At 57.4% G+C, this 21,162-nt stretch carries 14 protein-coding genes; 5 read left to right on the top strand and 9 right to left on the bottom strand.

The window, feature by feature from the left end:
• Positions 1–245: 245 nt before the first annotated feature.
• From dapB to SV253_00270, 3 genes are read right to left on the bottom strand one after another with little or no spacing between them, the layout of a single operon-like run.
• Positions 246–1,037: a 4-hydroxy-tetrahydrodipicolinate reductase gene (gene dapB, locus SV253_00280; GenBank protein MDY6774527.1), complete on the bottom strand. Its 792-nt coding sequence runs from the start codon at positions 1,035–1,037 to the stop codon at positions 246–248.
• A complete protein-coding gene (gene dapA / locus SV253_00275; GenBank protein MDY6774526.1) occupies positions 1,030–1,908 on the bottom strand; it encodes a 4-hydroxy-tetrahydrodipicolinate synthase in 879 nt (292 codons plus the stop codon). The genes dapB and dapA overlap by 8 nt, the downstream gene beginning before the upstream one ends.
• 42 nt (positions 1,909–1,950) lie before the next feature.
• Positions 1,951–2,601, bottom strand: a complete 651-nt coding sequence (locus SV253_00270) for a helix-turn-helix domain-containing protein (protein ID MDY6774525.1) — start codon at positions 2,599–2,601, stop codon at positions 1,951–1,953.
• 173 nt (positions 2,602–2,774) lie between these two features.
• Here SV253_00270 and gltB point away from each other — a divergent pair, with 173 nt between their 5' ends.
• Complete coding sequence (gene gltB, locus SV253_00265; GenBank protein MDY6774524.1) at positions 2,775–7,379, top strand: glutamate synthase large subunit; 4,605 nt, start codon at positions 2,775–2,777, stop codon at positions 7,377–7,379.
• Complete coding sequence (locus SV253_00260) at positions 7,379–8,860, top strand: glutamate synthase subunit beta (protein MDY6774523.1); 1,482 nt, start codon at positions 7,379–7,381, stop codon at positions 8,858–8,860. The genes gltB and SV253_00260 overlap by 1 nt, the downstream gene beginning before the upstream one ends.
• Positions 8,861–8,881: 21 nt before the next feature.
• Here the strand turns inward: SV253_00260 and SV253_00255 are convergent, their stop codons facing one another.
• Positions 8,882–9,361, bottom strand: a complete 480-nt coding sequence (locus SV253_00255; protein ID MDY6774522.1) for a GNAT family N-acetyltransferase — start codon at positions 9,359–9,361, stop codon at positions 8,882–8,884.
• A gap of 409 nt (positions 9,362–9,770) precedes the next feature.
• Here SV253_00255 and SV253_00250 point away from each other — a divergent pair, with 409 nt between their 5' ends.
• On the top strand, positions 9,771–11,006 hold the full coding sequence (locus SV253_00250) for a transposase (protein ID MDY6774521.1): 1,236 nt from the start codon (positions 9,771–9,773) through the stop codon (positions 11,004–11,006).
• 11 nt (positions 11,007–11,017) lie between these two features.
• On the opposite strand, the gene SV253_00245 is transcribed toward SV253_00250, so the two are convergent.
• From SV253_00245 to SV253_00230, 4 genes are read right to left on the bottom strand one after another with little or no spacing between them, the layout of a single operon-like run.
• Positions 11,018–13,348 carry a DEAD/DEAH box helicase gene (locus SV253_00245; GenBank protein MDY6774520.1) on the bottom strand — a complete coding sequence of 777 codons (2,331 nt, stop codon included), beginning with the start codon at positions 13,346–13,348 and terminating at the stop codon, positions 11,018–11,020.
• Positions 13,349–13,374: 26 nt separating this feature from the next.
• Positions 13,375–14,088: a DnaJ domain-containing protein gene (locus tag SV253_00240; protein MDY6774519.1), complete on the bottom strand. Its 714-nt coding sequence runs from the start codon at positions 14,086–14,088 to the stop codon at positions 13,375–13,377.
• 48 nt (positions 14,089–14,136) lie between these two features.
• The gene (locus SV253_00235) at positions 14,137–14,340 is read right to left on the bottom strand and encodes a hypothetical protein (protein ID MDY6774518.1); all 204 of its coding nucleotides are present in this window, start codon (positions 14,338–14,340) and stop codon (positions 14,137–14,139) included.
• A 30-nt stretch (positions 14,341–14,370) separates the two neighbouring features.
• Positions 14,371–17,343: an FAD-linked oxidase C-terminal domain-containing protein gene (locus SV253_00230; protein MDY6774517.1), complete on the bottom strand. Its 2,973-nt coding sequence runs from the start codon at positions 17,341–17,343 to the stop codon at positions 14,371–14,373.
• Between the two features lie 94 nt (positions 17,344–17,437).
• On the opposite strand from SV253_00230, the gene SV253_00225 reads away from it, so the two are divergent.
• Positions 17,438–18,325 carry a universal stress protein gene (locus SV253_00225; protein ID MDY6774516.1) on the top strand — a complete coding sequence of 296 codons (888 nt, stop codon included), beginning with the start codon at positions 17,438–17,440 and terminating at the stop codon, positions 18,323–18,325.
• A 64-nt stretch (positions 18,326–18,389) separates the two neighbouring features.
• Entirely contained in the window at positions 18,390–19,367 is a 978-nt protein-coding gene (locus tag SV253_00220; GenBank protein MDY6774515.1) for a transcription initiation factor IIB, read from the top strand.
• Between the two features lie 74 nt (positions 19,368–19,441).
• On the opposite strand, the gene SV253_00215 is transcribed toward SV253_00220, so the two are convergent.
• On the bottom strand, positions 19,442–21,148 hold the full coding sequence (locus SV253_00215; protein ID MDY6774514.1) for a methylmalonyl-CoA mutase family protein: 1,707 nt from the start codon (positions 21,146–21,148) through the stop codon (positions 19,442–19,444).
• Between the last annotated feature and the right edge of the window lie 14 nt (positions 21,149–21,162).

The raw sequence follows: 21,162 nt of genomic DNA, 5'->3' as shown, positions 1-21,162 counted from the left end.
AACCAGAGCAAAAGTCTCTGGTTAATGACTCGGTTGGAGACGGGGCTGAGTTGACCCAGCCACAACCCTAACCGGAAGAAAACGACAGTTTCTCCGGTGTGTCGCCGGTTTCCGGCTAATGCGGGTTGAAACCGGATGGGTACGGTGTCTGTACCCGAAATCCCGTGACGGGATTCCACGTCCTTTAGGGCGTGGAGGTGGTCAATACGTCTGTTTTCCTCGGTGAGTATATTAGATTAGTTACATTACAGGTCGAGAACGTCGTCCATTCCGTAGAGACCCGGCTCCTGTCCGGCTAGGAAGACTCCGGCGTCGACCGCACCCGCTGCGAAGGCACGTCTCTCTCCGGCTCTGTGCTTTATTATGACAGACTCGCCCTCACCGGATATCAGAACTTCGTGCTCGCCGACGATCTCTCCCGCTCTGCGGGCGTGTACTCCTATCTCGTCACCCCTCGGAGAATCGCCCTCTCTTCCGTGGACGTGTTCGCGGTCTCCTATGCCGTTTTCTATCCTCTCTACCGTCGTGAGCGCGGTACCAGAGGGCGCGTCGACTTTGTGTCTGTGGTGGGTCTCTGTCACCTCGTAGTCGTACCCCGGGAGAAGCGACGCGGCTTCCTCGACTATCTCCCAGAAGGCGTTCACACCCGTCGCGAAGTTACTCGACTGGAGCACGGGTATCTCGTCGGCGGCGTCTTCTACTTTCGACTCGGTCTCGTCGGTGAGACCCGTCGTACCCGTCACGAGAGGCGTACGTGTCGATAAGGCGGCTTCGACGAACCTCTGTGTCCCCTCGGGTGAGGTAAACTCTATAGCTACGTCGGCTTCGTCGAAAGCCTCCTCGGCTTCGTCGGGCGACATTATCTCGACGCCGTGTTCACGTATCTCGTCCCCGACGCCGTTCCTGTCGACCGCGCCGACGAGTTCGACTGTGTTCCTCGTCTTTATGACGTCGAGTATGAGACGTCCCATACGTCCACGGACGCCCGCGACTGCGACCTTCGTCTCCGCCTCAGTCCCCGTCTCACCGTCAGTCATTCTCGAATCCCTCCACGGCGTCTCTGACTACCTCGGCGTTTTCGTCGCTTATGTCGTCGAGAGGGAGACGTAGACCCGACCCCGAGTAGCCAAGGACTTCCATCGCCTTCTTGACGGGTATCGGATTCGTCTCGACGAACATCGCGTCGAATACGGGAAGTAGTTCGTGGTGTAGGTCGCGCGCCTCGTCGTAGTCGCCCTCGTCACACGCCGAGACGAGGTCACACATAGCCTCGGGGAAGATGTTGGCGACTACACTTATGACTCCCGAGCCTCCGACGCTCATGAGAGGTAGGGTCATGGCGTCGTCTCCCGATACGACCTCGAACTCCTCGTCGCGCGTCCTTCTACACAGCTCGCTGATCTGGTTTATGTCGCCGCTCGCCTCCTTGATCCCGACTATGCTGGGATGGTGGGCGAGTTCTACGACGACGTCCGTAGACATGTTCTGACCCGTTCTACTCGGGACGTTGTAGAGTATCAGAGGTATATCCGTCTCGTCGGCAACCGTCTCGTAATGCTTCGTCAGACCCGAGTCGTTGGGCTTGTTGTAGTAAGGTGAGATGAGGAGAGCGGCGTCGGCACCCGCTTCCTCGGCGTGTTTGGTGAGTTCGAGTGCCTCGTGGGTCGAGTTAGAACCTGTGCCCGCTATGACGGGCTTGTCGGCGACCTCGACGGCGGTCTCCACGACCTTCTTGTGTTCTTCGTGGGTGAGTGTCGCGCTCTCTCCCGTCGATCCACACGGAACTATCCCGTCAACCCCCGCGTCCTCAAGCCTTCGTATGTTGGACTCGTAGGCGTCGTAGTCGACGTTTCCCTCGTCGTCGAAGGGTGTAACTATCGCGGGGAAGACTCCTCGTGTGACATCCATGTCTGGTCTAAGGGCACGAGAGGTATAAGTTGGTTGTGGTGCTTACTTCTTCCTCAGGTACCACCACGCGAAGACACCGAGTAGGACGACTACTCCACCAGCGAAGAAGAGGACTCCCGGAGGAACCGTCTGTGACGCCTGCTGTGCTGTCTCAGCCTGAAGCTGTTCGGTCGACTGTATACCGACTCCACCTCCACCACTGCTTCCTGTGTCCTCGGGAGTCGGCGCAGGAGCCGAAGTCTGAGACTCGACCACCCACTCGACACCGAGACTTACAACGCCGAGTCCGAGTATGGCGGCAAATATACTCTTTAAGGCGTCCTTGATTCCCGATGTCGATGAGTCGTCCTCGCGCCCCACGAAGACTAAGAGGGGCTCCTCCGAGGGCGCGTATATACTCATCTCTCTACCTTTCTCGGAGTACTTGGTGTCGGCGACACGGATCAGGTCGGCGTCCTGTAGCTTTCCGAGGTGGTAACGCGCGTTCTGTACCGTCGTGTCGGTCTCAGCGGCTATCTCCGACGGCGTAGATGGAGAGTCGTGTATCTCAGCGAGTATTTCACGTGAGGTTGCCGACGACAGCGCGTTTATGAGAGTCTCGGCGTCTTCGCTGTCGACTCCCATGACACGCGGCTCTCCGTCCTGTTCTGACGACAGTTCGGTCTCAGACTCTGACCCGAATATGCTCGACATAGGACTTGAATCTCTTCGGATATTACGGAGTCAATCTTAAGAGTTTTACCGTAGCAGAACGAAATTCTACTGGGAATGACTGTCATACATACTTCTACGGATCGGGTACGTGTGCCCGCGAGGATTACACACGCACACGAACGCGAGAACCAGACGGAGGAGGTGGACTCTCCATGCCGTTGAACTCGGAGTTCGAGTCGTGTGGACTCTACGACTCGTCACACGAACACGACAACTGCGGAGTAGGCGTCCTGATGAACCTCTCTGGCGAGAAGAGCCACGAGATAGTCGAGGACGCTCTCGAGATGCTCGAAAGCCTCGACCACAGAGGTGCGAGAGGTGCTGAGGAGAACACAGGAGACGGATCGGGTATTCTGATACAGAAGCCCCACGGATTCTTCGAGTCGGAGGTCGAAGAGGTCGACGGTCTCGGATTCGACTCGTACGGCGTCGGACAGGTCTTCTTCCCCGACGACGAGGAGAAACAGCCCGAGCTACGTGATCTAATAGAGAACGCCGCCGACGACGAGGGATACGAGGTCTTCGCCTGGAGAGACGTGCCGACCGACAACTCCGACCTCGGGGAGACTGCCTTAGAGTCGGAGCCCGACGTCAAACAGTTCTTCGTGCGTCCCGGAGACAGAGACGAGAAGGCAGCCGACGAGATCGACTCGGATCTCTATGTCCTGAGACGTGTCATAGAGAACACCGTCGAGGAGGAGAAGCCCGCGGGCGAGGAACGTTTCTACATCTGTTCTCTCGACAGGAGAAAGATCGTCTACAAGGGTCTTCTCACGAACGCTCAGGTCAGGAGCTACTACCGCGACCTCTCCGACGGAGACGTGGTTTCGAGCCTCGCACTCGTCCACTCACGTTTCTCGACCAACACTCTCGGAGCGTGGGAGCTCGCACATCCCTACCGTTCTATCGTACACAACGGCGAGATAAACACACTCAGGGGCAACTTCAACTGGATGAAGGCGCGCGAAGCCGACCTCGAAAGTCCGACTTTCGGCGACGACATAGACAAGCTCAAGCCCGTCACAGAGGAGGGACAGAGCGACACCGCGGTACTCGACAACGTCCTCGAACTCCTCGTAGAGAGCGGGAGGTCGCTCCCCGAGAGCCTCCGGATGCTGATACCCGAGGCGTGGGACAAGGACGAGAGCATCGACGATGACAGAAGGGACTGGTACGACTACCACTCTAGCATAGTCGAGCCGTGGGACGGTCCCGCACTCGTCGCATTCACCGACGGATACAGCGTCGGCGCGGTTCTCGACAGAAACGGTCTGAGACCGTGCAGGTACTACGTCACAGAGGACGACCGTCTCGTAATGGCGAGCGAAGCGGGTGTACTCGACACTCCTCCCGAGGACGTAGAGGAGAAAGGCAGGCTACAGCCCGGACAGATGTTCCTTGCGGACGTCTCCGACCAAAGGTCGGATGGCTCGTCGATGGTATCGACGGATGCCGACGAGGGACGTATAATACCCGACGAAGAGGTCTTCGAGGGTCTCACGGACGAGAAGTACTCCGACTGGCTCGATGAGAACCGCGTCAGTCTCGAAGATCTCGTCGACGAGAAAGATCCCGTTCCAGAGTACGGTCTCGGAGAGTACGGAGACGGCGACATATCGCGTTACCAGAGGAGCTTCGGATACACGCTCCAACACGTCGAACGTCTGATACAGCCGATGGCTGAGGAAGGCAAAGACCCCATAGGAGCTATGGGTAACGACACTCCGCCCTCAGTCCTCTCGGAGAGGAACAAAACCCTCTTCACTTACTTCAAACAGCTCTTCGCTCAGGTCACTAACCCGCCCCTCGACTACATACGTGAGGAGACTGTCACATCGCTCCGTAGTAACATAGGTCGGCAGAACAACATCCTAGGAGAGACCCCCGAACACTGCCGTCAGCTCACACTCGACTCTCCGGTTCTGAGGAACGAGGAGCTTGAGGCTGTAAAGCGAATTAACCAGAACGGAATCAAGTCGTACGAGATAGACGTCACCTACGAGAAGGGCAAAGACCTCAGGAAGGCTGTCGAGGAGGTCAGACACGAGGCTGTGAGGGCGATTACCGACGGATACGAGCTACTCGTCCTCTCTGACAGGAAGACGAGCGAGGACAGGGTTCCGATACCGAGTCTCCTCGTCACAGGTGCGGTACACCACCATCTGATACGTGAGGGTCTCAGAACACGTGTCGGTCTCGTGCTTGAGACGGGACAGCCGTGTGGAGTCCAGCATTTCTGTACTCTGATAGGCTACGGTGCCGACGCAGTCAACCCCTACCTCGCCTACGACACGATACACGACCTGGTACTCGACGGCGAGATAGAGTTCGACCCCGACGAGGCGATAGACAAGTACGTCCACGCCGTCGAGGACGGTCTCCTCAAGGTGATGTCTAAGATGGGTATCTCGACCCTTGAAAGCTACAAGGGAGCCCAGATATTCGAGGCGATAGGGCTCGACTCGGAGTTCGTCGACGAGTACTTCGAGGGCACGACCGCGAGAACTGAGGGAATAGGAATCGAGGATCTCGAAGAAGACCTACTCGAACGCCACGAACTCGGCTTCGGAGAGACGGTCGAAGGCAACTTAGAGCTCGAACAGGGAGGCGAGTTCTACTGGAGACGTGACGGCGAGTTCCACCAGTGGAACCCACAGACTATAGGAAAGCTCCAGCACGCCGCACAGGCGGACGACTACGAGACCTACAAGGAGTTCTCGTCGATAATCAACCAACAGGAGGAGAACCTCCAGACCCTACGCGGTCTCTTAGAGTTCGACACCGAGAACTCCGACTCGATACCCATAGAGGAGGTCGAGCCCGTCGAGGAGATCTGTAAGAGGTTCTTCTCGTCGTCGATGTCGTTCGGATCTCTGTCGAAGGAGGTTCACGAGACGCTCGCGACAGCGATGAACCGAATAGGCGGAAAAGCAGGATCGGGAGAAGGTGGCGAGCCCGTCGAGAGGTTCGACACCGAGAAGGAGTGTAAGATCAAGCAGGTCGCGAGCGGACGGTTCGGCGTGACATCGAACTACCTCAAGAACGCCGAGGGAATCGAGATTAAGATGGCTCAGGGATCGAAGCCCGGAGAGGGCGGACATCTCCCCGGCGGTAAGGTCAACGAGATAATCGCCGAGACGAGGTACACGACTCCCGGAGTCGATCTCATATCGCCGCCGCCCCACCACGACATCTACTCGATAGAGGATCTCGCACAGCTCATACACGACCTCAAGTGCTCGAACACCGACGCTGATGTCCACGTCAAGCTCGTCTCCGAAGCGGGGATAGGAACTATCGCCGCGGGAGTCTCGAAGGCGAAGGCTGATGCCCTCCTCATAAGCGGAGAGTCAGGAGGCACAGGAGCCTCGCCGAAGACGAGTATAAAGAGCGCGGGACTACCCTGGGAGCTCGGCTTAGCCGAGGCGAACCAGGTTCTCCTCGCAAACGACCTGAGATCACGTATAAAGCTACGTGTCGACGGAGGTATGAAGACGGGACGTGACATAGCCGTCGCCGCGCTCTTAGGCGCGGAGGAGTACGGCTTCGGAACCGCTCCCCTCATCACGTGTGGCTGTGTGATGCTCAGGAAGTGCCACACCAACATGTGTTCGGTCGGAGTCGCGACACAGGATCCCGACCTGCGTGATAAGTTCCCCGGAAGACCCGAGTTCGTCGTCAACTACATGAGGTTCATGGCTCAGGAGGTACGTGAGATAATGGCGGATCTCGGCTTCAAGACGATGGAGGAGATGATCGGAAGCGTCGACAAGCTCAGACACAACAACGACGTCGAGCATCCTAAGGCTCAGAAGGTCGACCTCTCACAGGTTCTCGAACTCCCCGAGTCGGAAGACGAGAAGACGAAGACGGTCGAACAGAACCACAAGATCGACGAGAAGCTCGACAATGAGCTCATAGAGGAAGCGCGCCCCGCACTCGAAGACGGCGAGCGCGTCGAGATAGAGAGGAAGATCGAGAACAGGAACAGGACTCTCGGCACTATGCTGAGTGCCGAGGTCGCCGAGAGGTACGGAGACGACGGACTCCCCGATGACACCATAAAGCTAGACCTCGAAGGCTCGGCGGGACAGAGCCTCGGTGCGTTCCTCTCACACGGAATGACGATAGACCTCGACGGAGACGCCAACGACTACCTCGGAAAGGGTCTCTCGGGCGGAAAGATAATCGTACGCACTCCCGACGAGGCAGAGTACGAGGCTGACGACAACATACTCATAGGAAACGTCGCACTCTACGGCGCGACGAGAGGAGAAGCCTACTTCAACGGAGTCGCCGGAGAGAGATTCGCCGTCAGAAACTCGGGAGTCAAGACAGTCGTCGAAGGAGTCGGAGACCACGGCTGTGAGTACATGACCGGCGGTATTGCGGTCATACTCGGCGAGACGGGTAAGAACTTCGGCGCAGGAATGAGCGGCGGAGAAGCCTACGTCCTCGACGAGTCGGGCGACTTCGAGTCGAAGGTCAACAAGGGAATGGTACATATAGACGAGTTCGACGACAGAGACGAACACATAGTCAGACGCATGGTCGAGAACCACCACAGGTACACGGGAAGCAAGAAGGCACGCGAGATACTCGACAGCTGGGACGAGTACGTCGACTCCTTCGTCAAGGTGATGCCCGACCCCTACGCCGAGGTCGTCGAGGAGCGTCTCGAAGAGGGCGAGGACATACGTGTCTCGCCACCCCCGAAGCCTCCTCAGACAGCAGAGAGAGGAAGAGGTGATGACTGATGGCTGAGAAACATCCCGACGGATACCAGAGACACAGCCGGAAGCCGATAGGCAAACGTGACCCAGAAGACAGGAAGGACGACTACGACGAGGTCTGGGACACCGACTGGGACGAGGACGAGCTAGACGACCAGGGTGAGAGATGTATGGACTGTGGAGTCCCGACGTGTATGGGGGGCTGTCCCCTCGGGAACATAATCCCCGACTGGAACGACCTCGTGTACAGGGACGACTGGGAGGAGGCACTCGAAAGGCTCCACGCCACCAACAACTTCCCCGAGTTCACGGGATACGTCTGTCCCGCTCCGTGTGAGGACGCGTGTACGCTCGCTTACAACGACGACGCTGTCACGATAAAGAGCATAGAGAGAGCGATCTCCGACAAGGGCTGGGAGGAAGGCTGGATAGAGCCGAAGCCACCCGAGAAACGCACCGACTACGAGGTTGCGGTCGTCGGAAGCGGACCCGCGGGACTCGCCGCCGCACAGCAGCTAAACAGGGCGGGACACAACGTCACTGTCTTCGAGAGGGACGACGAGATAGGCGGTCTGATGACCTACGGACTTCCCGACTTCAAGTTCGACAAGGACAGGGTCGCTAGACGTGTCGACCAGCTAAGAGAGGAGGGCATAGAGCTCAAGACGAACGCTGGTGTCGGAGAAGAAGTCGAACCCGAGAAACTCACCGAGGAGTACGACGCATCGTGTATAGCCGTCGGAGCCCAGAAACACCGTGACATAACACTACCCGGACGTGACCTCGACGGCATCCATTTCGCTATGGAGTTCCTCACCGACGATAATAGGAGACAGGCGGGCAAGGAAGCCAAAAACGGCATAGACGCCGAGGGCAAGAACGTCGTCGTGATGGGTGGCGGAGACACGGGTGCCGACTGTGTAGCTACCGCCCACAGACAGGGAGCCGAACAGGTAGTCCAGATAGGCATAAACAAGAAGCCGCCGAAGGAGAGATCCGAGGACAACCCCTGGCCCGAACAGAAGCTGACCTACAAGAAGTCGTACGCTCAGGAGGAAGACGGAGTCGAGGAGTTCAGCGTCAACACGACTGGATTCGTCGACGACGACGGAGACGGCGAGGTCGACTACCTCGAAGCCGAGAGGGTCGAGTGGGAGTACGACGACGACGGAAACCGCGTCGACAAGGAGGTCATAGACCCCGACCTCGAAATTCCCGCCGACATCGTCCTGATAGCCATAGGATTCACGGGTCCCGACAGTAACCCGTTCGACGAGATAGGCGTCGAGATAGGCGACGACGGAACCTTCGAAACGGACGACTCGATGATGACGACAGCAGACGGAGTCTTCGCCGCGGGAGACGCTAACTTAGGCGCGTCGCTCGTCGTCTGGGCGATAGCCGACGGAAGAGACGCCGCGAGGGAGATAGACGAGTACCTCACCGGAGACACGAATCTGCCCGAGAGCCTCAGGACACAGAACGAGCCTCTCAACCGGATGTAGCTAACTTAACTAAGTCTGTTCTTATTCGTCTTCGCGACTTGTCGCGTCTTTTTCGAGTCTAACTACCCTTATGCCGTCTTTCTGCTTGTCTCTCACCTTCTCGAATCCCTTCGACTCGAAGAAGCCGACCGAGTTAAGGGGGGCATCGACAGTGATGGAGCCGTCGTCGTCAGCTATCTCCTCGAACTCGTCGAGAATCCGGCTCGCACAGCCGCAGTTCGAGTGGTTGGGTGAGGTGTAGAGACCGTCGAGTCTTACCGACTCCGAAGATTCAGCAAGCACGCCGAAACAGACGGGTGTGAGGTCGGTCTCGGCGACTAAGACGACCGACGACTCCGAGTCTATCTCGTCACGAAGCGAGTCGGAGTCGTGTTCGATCAGGCGTGAGAAGACCGACCTGTCGTACTCGTCGACTTGGCTGAATCCTCTTTCGAGAGACTGCTGACGTATTACCTCAAGCGTAGGGACATCAGAGGGTTCGGCTTCACGTAGCTCTAGCATTGTCGGAGATTCGGGACGCCGAGAATTATGCCTAACGGAGACGTTTGGATTTTAACTTGAATGCAGGCGCTAAGTCCCCTTCCTCAAGGAGTGTTGCGAATCAGAGATTCGCATACGTATGAAAATCTCCGATTTTCAACACAACGCAGGGAGCGGAGCGACCGAGTAGCACAGTAGGGAGGGGATACAGCGCCGTCTTCGTCTCTCAAACACTCTGCGACAACCGGCCCACAGGCCCACGCCATCCACAAACTACTTGTATGCAAATTACATATCTTATGATGTGGCAACGCGAAAAACCATCTCTATCCGTGAGGATCAAGAGGAGTGGATTCAACACAACCATCTGAACCTCTCCTCGTTCGTCCAAGAGAAACTGGACGAACTTATCGAGGAGCGAGAATCATAGATGCACTACAACTACAAGTATCGACTCAACCCATCAGAAGCCCTCACAGAGACGCTTCTACACCACGTCGATACTTGTAGACAACTCTACAACCACGTCCTCCACAAAGTCAACGAGGCAGACGAGATTCCCGCTCGATACGAGGTACAGAACACGCTTCCTGACCTCAAAGAGTGGTGGGACGACCTCAGGGACGTTCACTCAAAAGTCCTCCAGATGGTCGTCAAGCGCGTTTACGACAACCTCTCCACGCTCAAAGCGCAGAAGGAGAACGGACGCGCCGTAGGGATGCTCAAGTGGAAACCGCCACGAGAGTATCGGTCGCTCACCTACAACCAGTCTGGCTTCAAACTCAAGAATACGAGTGGTCGGGCTACGTTGTGGTTGAGTAAACTCGGTGAGATTCCGATTCACCTTCACCGAGATATTCCCGAGGACGCGACCATCAAACAAGTCACGGTCAAGCAAGAACCCACAGGCGAATGGTTCGCAACGTTCGGCATCGACGTGGACGAAGCCACACCCGAGAAACCGAAGAATCCCGGGCGAGTCGTTGGTATCGACGTAGGGATTCTCAAGTACGCTCACGATACGGACGGCACGGCGGTCGGCTCGCTTGACTTGTCCGACGAACGTGAACACTTGGAACGCGCTCAACGTGACCTCTCTCGGAAAGAACACGGGTCTGCAAACTGGGAGAAACAACGAAAAGTCGTGGCTGAACGCCACGCCGAGTTGAAGCGAAAGCGTCGTGACTTCCTCCACAAGTTGTCGAACTACTACGCTACCGAGTACGACTTGGTGGCTGTGGAGGACTTGGACGCAAAAGGACTGGTCGAACTGCCGGGTAACTCACGGAACCGCGCAGGTGCGGCGTGGGGAACCTTCCTGCGGATGCTCGAATACAAGTGTGAACGCGAAGGAACGCACTTCGTCGCGGTGAAACCCGGCGGAACGACGAAAGAGTGTGCGTCCTGTGGTGTCAAGACTGATAAACCGCTGTGGTTGCGGGAACACTCTTGTCCGTCCTGTGGGTTTGAAGCGGATAGAGACGCGAACGCGGCGTGGAACATCCTTTCTCGTGGTCTTGAAGATGTAGGAGTGGGACACTCCGAACGAACGCCTGTGGAGACTGCGCTCCCTACGGACACCAATTCGGTGTCTGCAAAGCGCGTCGTGGAAGCAGGAAGCCCCTGCCTCAAGGAGCCGCCGAAGGCGGCGAGTAGGCAGGGGTAGTTCACAGAGACTCAGTACTCCTCGGTCAGTATCTCACGTATACGTCTCGCAGTCTTCTCGCCGACCTTGTCGACCTGCTTGAGATCCTCGACAGACGCAGTCATGACGTTCTCGACAGTCCCGAACTCCTCAAGGAGATTCCGAGCTATCACACGTCCGACGTCGGCGATGCTCGAAACCACGTACTCCTGCTGTTCAGAGACTGTCGCGCTCGACTTGTCGTCGTGAAGCTGTACCTCGGTGTCGTTCTCGGTCTGTTCCCTCCTCGCCGCCGCCATCAGAAGCTCGGCTGTGTCCTCGTCTCCGCGTGAGAAGACGACAGAGACTCCAAAGTCGATCGAGATTGAGGTGAGTGCACCCCTGACTGCGTTGGGATGGACGCCCTTCGAGTAGAGATCCTCGGGTGTTCCCTCGACTACCATCATAGGCGACGAGTAGTTCGACGACAGATTCTTGACCTGTTCGAAGACCGATCTCTCTCCCGTGATACTCGAGACGAAGTCGTCAGTCGTCTTCCTCTCGACACCCACCCGGCTGCTGGCGACGTAGTCTCCGACATCGAGTGTTTCGAGACGGACGTCGACGTCGTCGCTTCGGTCAATTTCTTTTACGACGTTCGACTTAGTCTCACGCTGGTCGGCGACTACTACGATACTGTCGTCTTCCTCGGTATCAGTCTGAACGCCTGAGTCAGTACGGGTCGTCTCGGTCTCGGCGGCGTCATCCTCCTTTTCGTCGAACTCGCCGAGAGTTCTCTGGTTGTCACCTATCTCGTCGTTGATCTCGTCGGCGACGCCTTTGAGATCCTCCATCTCCGACTTCATCTTCTTCTCTTTCCTCTTTGCCGACCAGAAGTACGCCTCGTCTCTCGTGTCCTCGGCGATGAGTACGACGACGTTTCCCTGTCTCTGTCTTCCCGTGCGTCCTCTCCTCTGTATGCTCCGTATCTCCGAAGGCACCGGCTCGTAGAAGAGGACGAGGTCGACCTCGGGTATGTCGATACCCTCCTCGGCGACCGAGGTGGCGACTAAGACGTTCGATTCGCCCGACTTGAAGCCCTCGATGGCTTCCTTCTGGTCTTTCTGTGTCATCCCCGGGTCTCCGTCCCTGTTCGACTGTCCCACGAACCTCTGTGGCTCGATTCCGTCGTGGGACTCGAAGAAGTCAGTGAGTGTCGCCGCAGTATCGCGGTACTCGGTGAAGACTATGACACGTGACGGGTCGTCTCCCGACAGGACGTCTACGACGTACGGCCTCAGAACCTCCATCTTGGGATGGAGACCGTCGTACTCCTCGACTCTGCGTCTCGCCTCCTGTATCCGGTCTTCCGACATTAGTCTCTTGACCGCCTTGCTTCCGCCCGAAGACCTAGCCTCGTTCTCGAGCTTCTCGAAGTAAGAGACGAGAGTGTCAACGCCCTGTGTCTCGACTATCTCGACTGCGTGGCGTAGCTTCATGACCTCGGCGTGTATAGACATCGCCGAGTAGCCCGCCGACTCGTCGTTGTCAATCATCTCCTGTATCTCCCCCCTCGCACTCAGGAGCTTGTTCATCGAGATGTCAGTGCGTGCGGTGTTGATCACCCCAAGGCTCTTGAGACGTTCCATCCTGTCCTTTACGACATCCTCGATCAGGTCACGGAGTTCGAGAATCTCGTCGGGGACATCGACGTGTTTCCACTCTACGTCGGTGTCGTGTGTGTACTCCGAGAGGTCGGAGTCCTCCTCGGTCATTATCTCGACGTTCTCGATCCCGAGGTTGTCACAGACTTCGAGTATCTCTTCCTTGTTCGACCCCGGTGACGCAGTCATTCCCGTCACGAGCGGGGATTTAGCGTCTCTCGCGTAGCTCTCGGCTATGTAGACGTACGAGTAGTCGCCGGTCGCCCTGTGGCACTCGTCGAATGTGAGATGTACGACATCGGAGAGATCTATACGGCTCCCGATTATGTCGTTCTCGATGACCTGAGGCGTAGCGATTACTACACGTGCGTCTTCCCAGACATCGCTCCTCTCGTCGGGTGGGGTGTCGCCAGTGAATACGACTATCTCGGAGTCAGGTACTTCGAGTGCCTCGCGGAAGAACTCTGCGTGCTGTTCGACTAGGGGCTTCGTAGGCGCGAGAAGTAGGGACTTACCCCCGAGACGGTTGAGACGTGCCGCGGTAACGAGGAGAGAGACAGACGTCTTTCCCGTTCCGGTCGGGAGTACAACAAGAGACGGGGACGACAGAGCGGCACTCGAAAGCTCAAGCTGGTACATCCTCCTCTCCACTGTCGAGTCGTTGAGTAGAGGATGGTCTATGTAGTCGGATTCTACGTCCGCAGTCCCTGACTCTGACATTAAAGGAGATTGGTGACAGAGACTAATTACGGTTCTGCCTCACGCTCCTCCATCAGGCTCTCGTACGCCTCCTGGACACGCATGAACTCCTCGTCTGCGTCGTCGGAGTCGTTGAGGTCGGGATGTGTCTCCTTTATTCGCTCCCTGTAGGCTTCTCTGACCTCGTCTGCGGTTATATCCATGTCACTGTCACTGTCTCCGTCACTGTCCTGGCTTTGGCTTCCTTGGGTATCGGGTTCGAGCCCGAGGACACGGAGATCCGAGATCTCGTCGTCGTCCTCGAAGTAGATCTCGTCGCGCCAGTCCTCCTCGATACCGAGTGCTCTTCTGAGTGCAGTGTACTGGTCAGTGTCGTATAAGCCTATGAGTACAGTACTGACACCCGTGCTCGACACGAGGTACTCGTCGTGCCAGTCGTCGAGGAAGACGGCTATTTCGTCGTCGAGTATGTAGTAGGGTGCCGTCACCGTCTGACCCTCGATGTCGAACTCCTTCTCGGAGACGTAGTCGTAGCCGTGTCTCCGGAGGAACTTCTCTATTCTCTCGTAGGACTCACGTCTGAGGTCGTCCTCGGTCTTTCCTGTTGGGTCACGTCCTCTCCACGTCCAGGTCTGACTCTCGTGACCGGGGTCTCCGTAGAGTGCTCTTCGGAAGTAAGCGGAGACGTAGCTCAGGAAGTAGGCTACGAGAAGCCCCCCTCCGACTCCCAGGGCGACCGCGAGGACGATTATGGGGAACACTGACGCTGTATATAGACGCGCTGTGGATTAAGCAGTTCGCTTCTCTCTCTAAGCCGACGAGTCGTCTCTGGGGGAAGACGAGCTGATGTTTCCGTAGACTCCGTACGCGAACAGCAGGAGTGCTATTCCCATTAGGGCGTACGAGACGTACTTGGACAGGAAGACCTCAAAGACGTGGTTTAGGAAGAAGACTGCGACGCCTACGTACGCGATGTTTATGGGTTTGTCTCGGAGCCGCTCGATGTAGGACATGAACCAAGTACGTGTCACGCCTCCATAAATCTAATTCAATAAGGCTTCGGAGAGCTTGAAGACGGGATGTACTACTTCGCCGTCGTACTCCTCAAGCTGAGTCCTGCAAGACGCCCCGGGTGCTACGACTACGTCGCCGTCGGACGTCTCTATCTGATCGAGGAGTATCTCGCCTATCGCGGCACTCATCGAGTAATGTTCCGACTCGTAGCCGAAGCTCCCCGCCATGCCACAGCATCCCGAGTCGAGGTCTTCAACTTCGTAGCCCACCTCGTCCAAGACGTTTAGAGCGTGGTGATCCTTCTTCGCAGCCTTCTGGTGGCAGTGTCCGTGGTAGACGAGTTTCTGAGACGCAGAGTCCTCGCTGTCGGGGAGAGTTTTGAGGACGGTGTCGACGTACTCGAAGAAGCCGTACGTGTTAGACGCGACCCTCTCGACTTCGGCTCTGACTTCGGCTTCGTCTCGCGCGATCAGATCCAGATAGTCGGACTGTAACATAACTGCGTCGGAGGGTTCGAGTGCGACGACATCCCATCCCTCCGAGACACGTGTACCCAGATCCGAGACGTTATCCTCAGCGGTCGCACGGGTCCCGTCTACGAAGCCCTGTGAGTACGCCGCACGTCCTGTCGGATCTGTACGTATATCGACGTGGACACCGAGCGACTCTAGGACGTCGACCGCCGCGATCCCCACCTCGGGCTTTGTGTAGTTGGTCTGGGGATCGACGACGAGAACCGCCTTCGCCTCGGCTTCCGACTTGGAGACACGGGACGACGGGAATCTGTCCTCGAACGTCTCTCTCTCGAACTCCGGGAGGGGACGTTCACGTGCGATACCGACTGTCTTCTCCAAGAGATAACGCGCTCCCGGAATCTGTGTGACGAGGTTCGAGACAGGAGCGAACGTGCTACCGAGCGAGAGGAACTTATCCGGGTTCGCAAATATCCTCTCCCTGAGCGACGCACCGTGTCTGTCGTGGTACTCGTTCTCTATCTCCGCCTTCATCTTCGCCATGTCGACGCCGCTCGGACAGTCAGTCGCACAGCCCTTACAGCCGATACACAGATCCATTACTTCAGCCATGAACTCGGTGTCGAAGGCGTCGGCGTCGAGGTCTCCCGACATAGCACGTCTGAGGAGATTCGCCCTACCGCGCGTCGAAGTTATCTCCTCCTCCGACGCTCTGTAGGTCGGACACATCACACCTCCCGTAGTCTCCTGCTTACCTCGGCATCCGCCACAGCCGTGGCAGAGCTCGACCATCCCCTCGAAGCCATTTTCGTTGTCCCAGTTGAGCGATGTCTCGAAGTCGGTGTCGGAGTCGGATTCGGAACCAGCGTCGAGGGAGTAGTCGGAGCCGTGTCTGAGACTATCGGTCATACTCACGTCGCCACAGACCTGTCCGGGGTTGAGTATCCAGTCAGGGTCGAAGGCGGACTTGAGGTCTCTGAAGATCTCCCAGACTTCGTCGCCGTAGAGCTTCGAGTTCCACTGGGTCCTCGCCCTTCCATCGCCGTGTTCCCCCGAGACCGATCCGCCGTACTCGACGACGAGGTCTGTAACTTCGTCAGCTATCGACTCCATCTTCTCGACGCCGTCGTTGGTCTTTGTGTTCACGAGAGGACGTATGTGGAGACAGCCGGGTCCGGCATGGGCGTAGAAGCTAGCGAAGGTGCCGTGGTCTTCGAGTATCTCCTCGAACTCCGAGACATACTCGGGTAGGTCTTCGGGACGGACGGCGGTGTCCTCTATGAAGCTGATATGCTTCTCGTCGGTCGTGCGCGACAGGAGTATAGGCAGACCGCTCTTTCTGAGCTTCCAGAACCTCTCGCGTCTGTCGTCGTCGTAGGCTTCGAGATGGTCGAATGCGCGGTTACCCAGCCTGTCGTCGACGAGCGACTCGACCTTGCGCCTCGCCTCGGAGTCATCCTCGGCGTAGAACTCAGTAAGGAGTACAGACGAGGTTCCGTCGGGGAGCATCTCGACCACACCCGAGAACTCGTCTGTGTCACGTGCGAGGTCTATCAGGACATCGTCGAGAACCTCGACTGCGGCGGGGTCGTGGTCGAGTACATCCGAGACGTCCTTGAGTGCGTCGGAGAGATCGGAGTAGCTAAGAAGAACGGCTGACTTCTCGGCGGGAATCTCTTCGAGTGAGAGGGTCGCACGCGTCACAACACCGAGTGTTCCCTCACTTCCAGCGAGAAGACGCGCGAGGTTGACCTTTCCGTGCTTCGCTTCTTCGACGAGACGGTCGAGGCTGTATCCCGAGACGTTCCTCTTGAGGTCTGGGTACGTCTCCTCGACTGTCTCCGACTCTTCGTCTATAGTACGCAAGACCTCTTCGTAGATCCGTTCTTCGAGGTCGCCGTCGGGGTCGGCTTTCTCACGTAGCTCTTCGAGTCTGATCTCGCCGAAGGTCGTTACGGTTCCGTCGGCGAGTACGACCTCAGATCTCTCTATGTAGGCTCCAGTCTTTCCGTACTTGAGGGAGTGCGACCCTGTACTGTTGTTGCCTATCGCGCCTCCTACCGTACTTTTGTCCCTCCACGCGGGATCGGGCGCGAACTTGAGACCGTGGTCTTCGAGACGCGTGTTGAGTTCCTCGACTACGGCTCCCGCCTCGACAGTCGCGGTGCGCGATTCGGTGTCTACGTCGACGACAGAGTCCATGCGGCGCGTGAAATCGAGGACGACCGCCTCGTTGACCGCCTGACCCGCGAGGCTGGTTCCGCCACCCCTCGGAAGAACGGGTATAGAGTTACGGGAACAGTAGTCGAGTATGTCCGAGACGTCTTCGGTCGATTCAGGGAAAGTAACCGCTATGGGCGTCTCCTCGTATATGCTCGCGTCGGTCGCGTAGAGACTGCGTGAGAAGTCGTCGAGACGTACCTCACAGTCGAACTCATCCTTCATGGACTCGACAGATGAGGGAATGTCCGAAGCAGAGTTGGAAGTATAGGTATAGTCGGCGCGGGGATCGGAGGGAATCTCTGACATACGTGTGTCTACGAAGCCCTCAGAATAAAAGATGAGTGATGGCTCCCGAAGCGGGGATGACTTATTTAGGGAGTGGAGTTGTAGTAAGCCCAGTATGTACGATAGGATACTCGTCCCGACCGACGGAACCGAGACGGCACACACCGCCGTCGAACACGCCCTCTCAGTAGCCGAGAGGCACGACGCCGAGGTGGTTCCGATATACGTAGCCGACGTCAACGGCGGAATACCCGTCGAGACCGGCGAGAGACACGACATAATCGAGGAGTTCGAGAGTAAGGGACGTGAGGCGACGCGCGAAGTAGTCGAGGAAGCCGAGGAGAATGGAGTCGAGGCGAGACCCGTCGTGAGGACGGGGGTGGCTCACGAGGAGATACTCGATTACGCCGCCGGGAACGACGTCGACCTCATAGCCATGGGTACGAGCGCGAAGAGCGGACGTGAGAGGTTCATACTCGGAAGCACCACCGAGAGGGTCGTGAGACGGTCGGACGTACCTGTGATGACAGTGAGAAACGGAGTCGGAGTCGGAGCCGAGTCCGAGAGGAACAGGATAGAAGAGCCGCCGTCTTACGACTCCGTCCTTGTGCCGACGGACGGAAGCGACGAGGCAAGAGACGCAGCCGAACACGGTATGGGGATGGCGAAGAAGTACGGTGCGAGACTCCACGTCGTCTACGTCGTCGACACCGAGCTGTCACAGAACGCCGACCTACCGAGAAGTATCGTGGGAGGTCTCAAACAGGGCGGCGAGAAGTCCCTCGAAGAGCTACGTGAGACAGCCGACTCCGAGGGTCTGAGCGTCACGACTGCGTTACGTGAGGGTACCCCCTACGACGAGATACTCGACTACGCCGAGAGCCACGACGTCGACATAGTCACGATGGGATCACACGGAGGGTCGTCTTCGGGTGTGATGCTCGGAAGCACTACGAGGAAGATGATCGAGACCTCAGACGTCCCCGTCATAACCGTGCGTTAGACGGTGACATTTACCCAAGGTCACCGACACATTTAAATGTCTCGGGCACTAATGTATAAGTGTAATGGTCAATAACACATCAACATCAATAAGAACATACGAGAGAGACGAAGAGGACGAGACAGAGGAGGTGAACAAGGAGTCAGAGGAGTTGGAGTGTCCCGAGTGTGGCTCCGACAGCCTCATAGAAGATCCTGAGAGGGGAGAGACCGTCTGTCAGGACTGTGGTCTCGTAGTCGACGAGGGGCATATCGACCAGGGTCCCGAGTGGAGGGCATTCGACTCGGAGGAGAGGGACTCGAAGGCACGTGTAGGCGCGCCGCGTACTGAGAAGATGCACGACAAGGGTCTCTCGACAGAGATCGACTGGCAGGACAAGGACGCATTCGGCAACTCGCTCTCGTCGAACAAGCGCGCCCAGATGAAGAGGCTGCGTAAGTGGCACAAGAGGTCGCAGGCTAAGGGCAAGGAGCGTGGTCTGAGGTACGCTCTCGGAGAGATAGACAGGATGGGAAGTGCGCTCAACGTCCCCGAGAACACGCGTGAGGTCGCCTCGATGATACAGAGACGTGCCGTAGACGAGGATCTCCTCCCGGGACGTTCAATAGAGGGCGTCGCAGCCGCCGCACTCTACGCCGCGCTGAGACAGGGAAGCATACCCAGGTCGATAGACGAGGTCGCCGAGGTCTCACGTGTCGACGAGAAGGAGCTGGCGAGGACCTACAGGTACATAATGCGTGAGCTCGGACTCGAAATCGGTCCGACCGACCCCGTCGAGTTCGTGCCCCGTATAGCCTCAGAGCTTGAGCTCAGCTCCGAGGTCGAGGAGAGGGCGAAGAAGATTATACGTGAGACGTCGGAACAGGGACTCGCAAGCGGCAAGTCGCCAAAGGGATACGCCGCCGCCGCGATATACCTCGCCTCGATGCTCACAAACGAGAAGAGGACTCAGCAGGAGATCGCCGAGGTCGCCGACATCACCGAGGTTACGATACGTAACCGTTACCAGGAGCAGGCGGAGCACATCGGCGCTGCAGTATAAATAAACGTGAATAGAGCAGAAAAGAGAAGAAGATGAGATGAAGAGAGAAGAGAACTCTACTCTTATATACTACTTTACGCTCTCAGCTTGCTCTCGTGGTAGGCTCCGTGTATGTCCTTGAAGACTCCCATTATCTCGCCCATCGTGGCGTACTCCTTGACCGCGGCGACTATGTAAGGCATCGTGTTCTCGTCGTTCTCGATAGCCTCACGCAGGTCTTCGAGTGCCTCGTCGACAGCCTCGTCGTCTCTCTCCTCCTTGACCTCGTTGAGACGGTTGATCTGTGTCTCGTACGCCTCCTGTTCGTCGACGTGGAGTATGTCGATGTCCTGGTCGTCCTCTTCCTCGACGTACTTGTTGACACCGACGACGACCTCGTCGCCGCTCTCGACCCTCTGCTGGTACTCGAAGGCGGACTCGTGTGTCTCCTTCTGGAACCATCCCTCGTCGAGTCCGACAAAGATACCCTCTAGGACGGAGCCGTCTCCGAGCTCCTTGATGTGGTCGATGTAGTCCATCGTCTTCTCGTAGACCTCGTCGGTGAGCGACTCGACGAAGTACGAGCCTCCGAGGGGATCGACGACGTCGGCGGCTCCCGACTCGTGTGCGATGATCTGCTGTGTCCTGAGAGCGACCTTGACCGCCTCCTCACTCGGAAGTGCGAGAGCCTCGTCGTAGCTGTTAGTGTGGAGCGACTGAGTGCCTCCGAGGACTCCCGCGAGTGCCTGTATCGTCGTCCTGACGACGTTGTTGAGAGGTTGCTGTGCGGTGAGTGACTGTCCCGCTGTCTGTGTGTGGAACTTGAGTCTCCTCGACTCTATGTCCTCGGCGTCGTACCACTCGTCCATCTTGTCCGCCCAGATCTTCCTCGCGGCGCGGAACTTCGCGATCTCCTCGAACATCGAGTTGTGCGAGTTGAAGAAGAACGAGAGCTGAGGAGCGAAGTCGTCGACGTCCATTCCACGTTCCATGCACGCCTCAACGTATCCGAATCCGTCTGCGAGCGTGAAGGCGAGCTCCTGTATCGCCGTCGTACCTGCCTCACGGATATGGTATCCCGAGATCGAGACGGGCTTTATCTTGGGGTTCTGGTTCGTCGCGAACTCTATGGTGTCGACGACGAGGTCTATAGCGGGACGCGGGGGTATGACCCACTCCTTCTGTGCGATGAACTCCTTGAACATGTCGTTCTGGAATGTCCCGTTGAGCTTCTCCCTGTCGACACCGCGCTTGTCGGCGAGCGCGACGAACATGCCGTATATGACAGCCGCACTCGGGTTTATGGTGAACGAGACGGTGACGTCTTCGAGGGGTATCTCGTCGAAGAGTATCTCCATGTCCCTCAGAGTGTCGACTGCACAGCCTTCCTTTCCGACCTCACCCTCACTCATCGGGTCGTCGGAGTCACGTCCCATCAGAGAAGGCATGTCGAAAGCCGTCGAGAGACCCGTCTGTCCGTTTTCGAGGAGGTAATGGAACCTCTCGTTGGTCTCCTCGACGGTTCCGAATCCCGCGAACTGGCGCATCGTCCAGAAACGTCCGCGGTACATCGTCGGGTAGACTCCACGCGTGAAGGGCTCCTCACCGGGGAAGCCTATGTCGTCGTTGTAGTCGAGGTGGTCTATGTCCTCGGGTGTGTAGAGACGGTCGACTTCGAGGTTCGAGACGGTAGCGAACTCGTCCTTGCGTTCGCCGTACGAGTCGAGAACCGGACCGAGTGTCTCTTCCTCCCAGTCCTCGCGTTCCTGTTTTATCTCGTCGAGTTCTTCATCATCAAACATACTACTTAACAATG

This window comes from Candidatus Afararchaeum irisae, assembly GCA_034190545.1.
GTDB lineage: Archaea > Halobacteriota > Halobacteria > Halobacteriales > Afararchaeaceae > Afararchaeum > Afararchaeum irisae.
Note: the sequence above shows the minus strand (reverse complement) of the source record. Positions and strands in the feature narration are given on the sequence as shown.

Excerpts from the sequence above, each read along its gene's own strand:
- dapB (MDY6774527.1), bottom strand. The coding sequence starts at position 1,037 with ATGACTGACGGTGAGACGGGGACTGAGGCGGAGACGAAGGTCGCAGTC.
- dapA (MDY6774526.1), bottom strand. The coding sequence starts at position 1,908 with ATGGATGTCACACGAGGAGTCTTCCCCGCGATAGTTACACCCTTCGAC.
- SV253_00270 (MDY6774525.1), bottom strand. The coding sequence starts at position 2,601 with ATGTCGAGCATATTCGGGTCAGAGTCTGAGACCGAACTGTCGTCAGAA.
- gltB (MDY6774524.1), top strand. The coding sequence starts at position 2,775 with ATGCCGTTGAACTCGGAGTTCGAGTCGTGTGGACTCTACGACTCGTCA.
- SV253_00260 (MDY6774523.1), top strand. The coding sequence starts at position 7,379 with ATGGCTGAGAAACATCCCGACGGATACCAGAGACACAGCCGGAAGCCG.
- SV253_00255 (MDY6774522.1), bottom strand. The coding sequence starts at position 9,361 with ATGCTAGAGCTACGTGAAGCCGAACCCTCTGATGTCCCTACGCTTGAG.
- SV253_00250 (MDY6774521.1), top strand. The coding sequence starts at position 9,771 with ATGCACTACAACTACAAGTATCGACTCAACCCATCAGAAGCCCTCACA.
- SV253_00245 (MDY6774520.1), bottom strand. The coding sequence starts at position 13,348 with ATGTCAGAGTCAGGGACTGCGGACGTAGAATCCGACTACATAGACCAT.
- SV253_00235 (MDY6774518.1), bottom strand. The coding sequence starts at position 14,340 with ATGTCCTACATCGAGCGGCTCCGAGACAAACCCATAAACATCGCGTAC.
- SV253_00230 (MDY6774517.1), bottom strand. The coding sequence starts at position 17,343 with ATGTCAGAGATTCCCTCCGATCCCCGCGCCGACTATACCTATACTTCC.
- SV253_00225 (MDY6774516.1), top strand. The coding sequence starts at position 17,438 with ATGTACGATAGGATACTCGTCCCGACCGACGGAACCGAGACGGCACAC.
- SV253_00220 (MDY6774515.1), top strand. The coding sequence starts at position 18,390 with ATGGTCAATAACACATCAACATCAATAAGAACATACGAGAGAGACGAA.
- SV253_00215 (MDY6774514.1), bottom strand. The coding sequence starts at position 21,148 with ATGTTTGATGATGAAGAACTCGACGAGATAAAACAGGAACGCGAGGAC.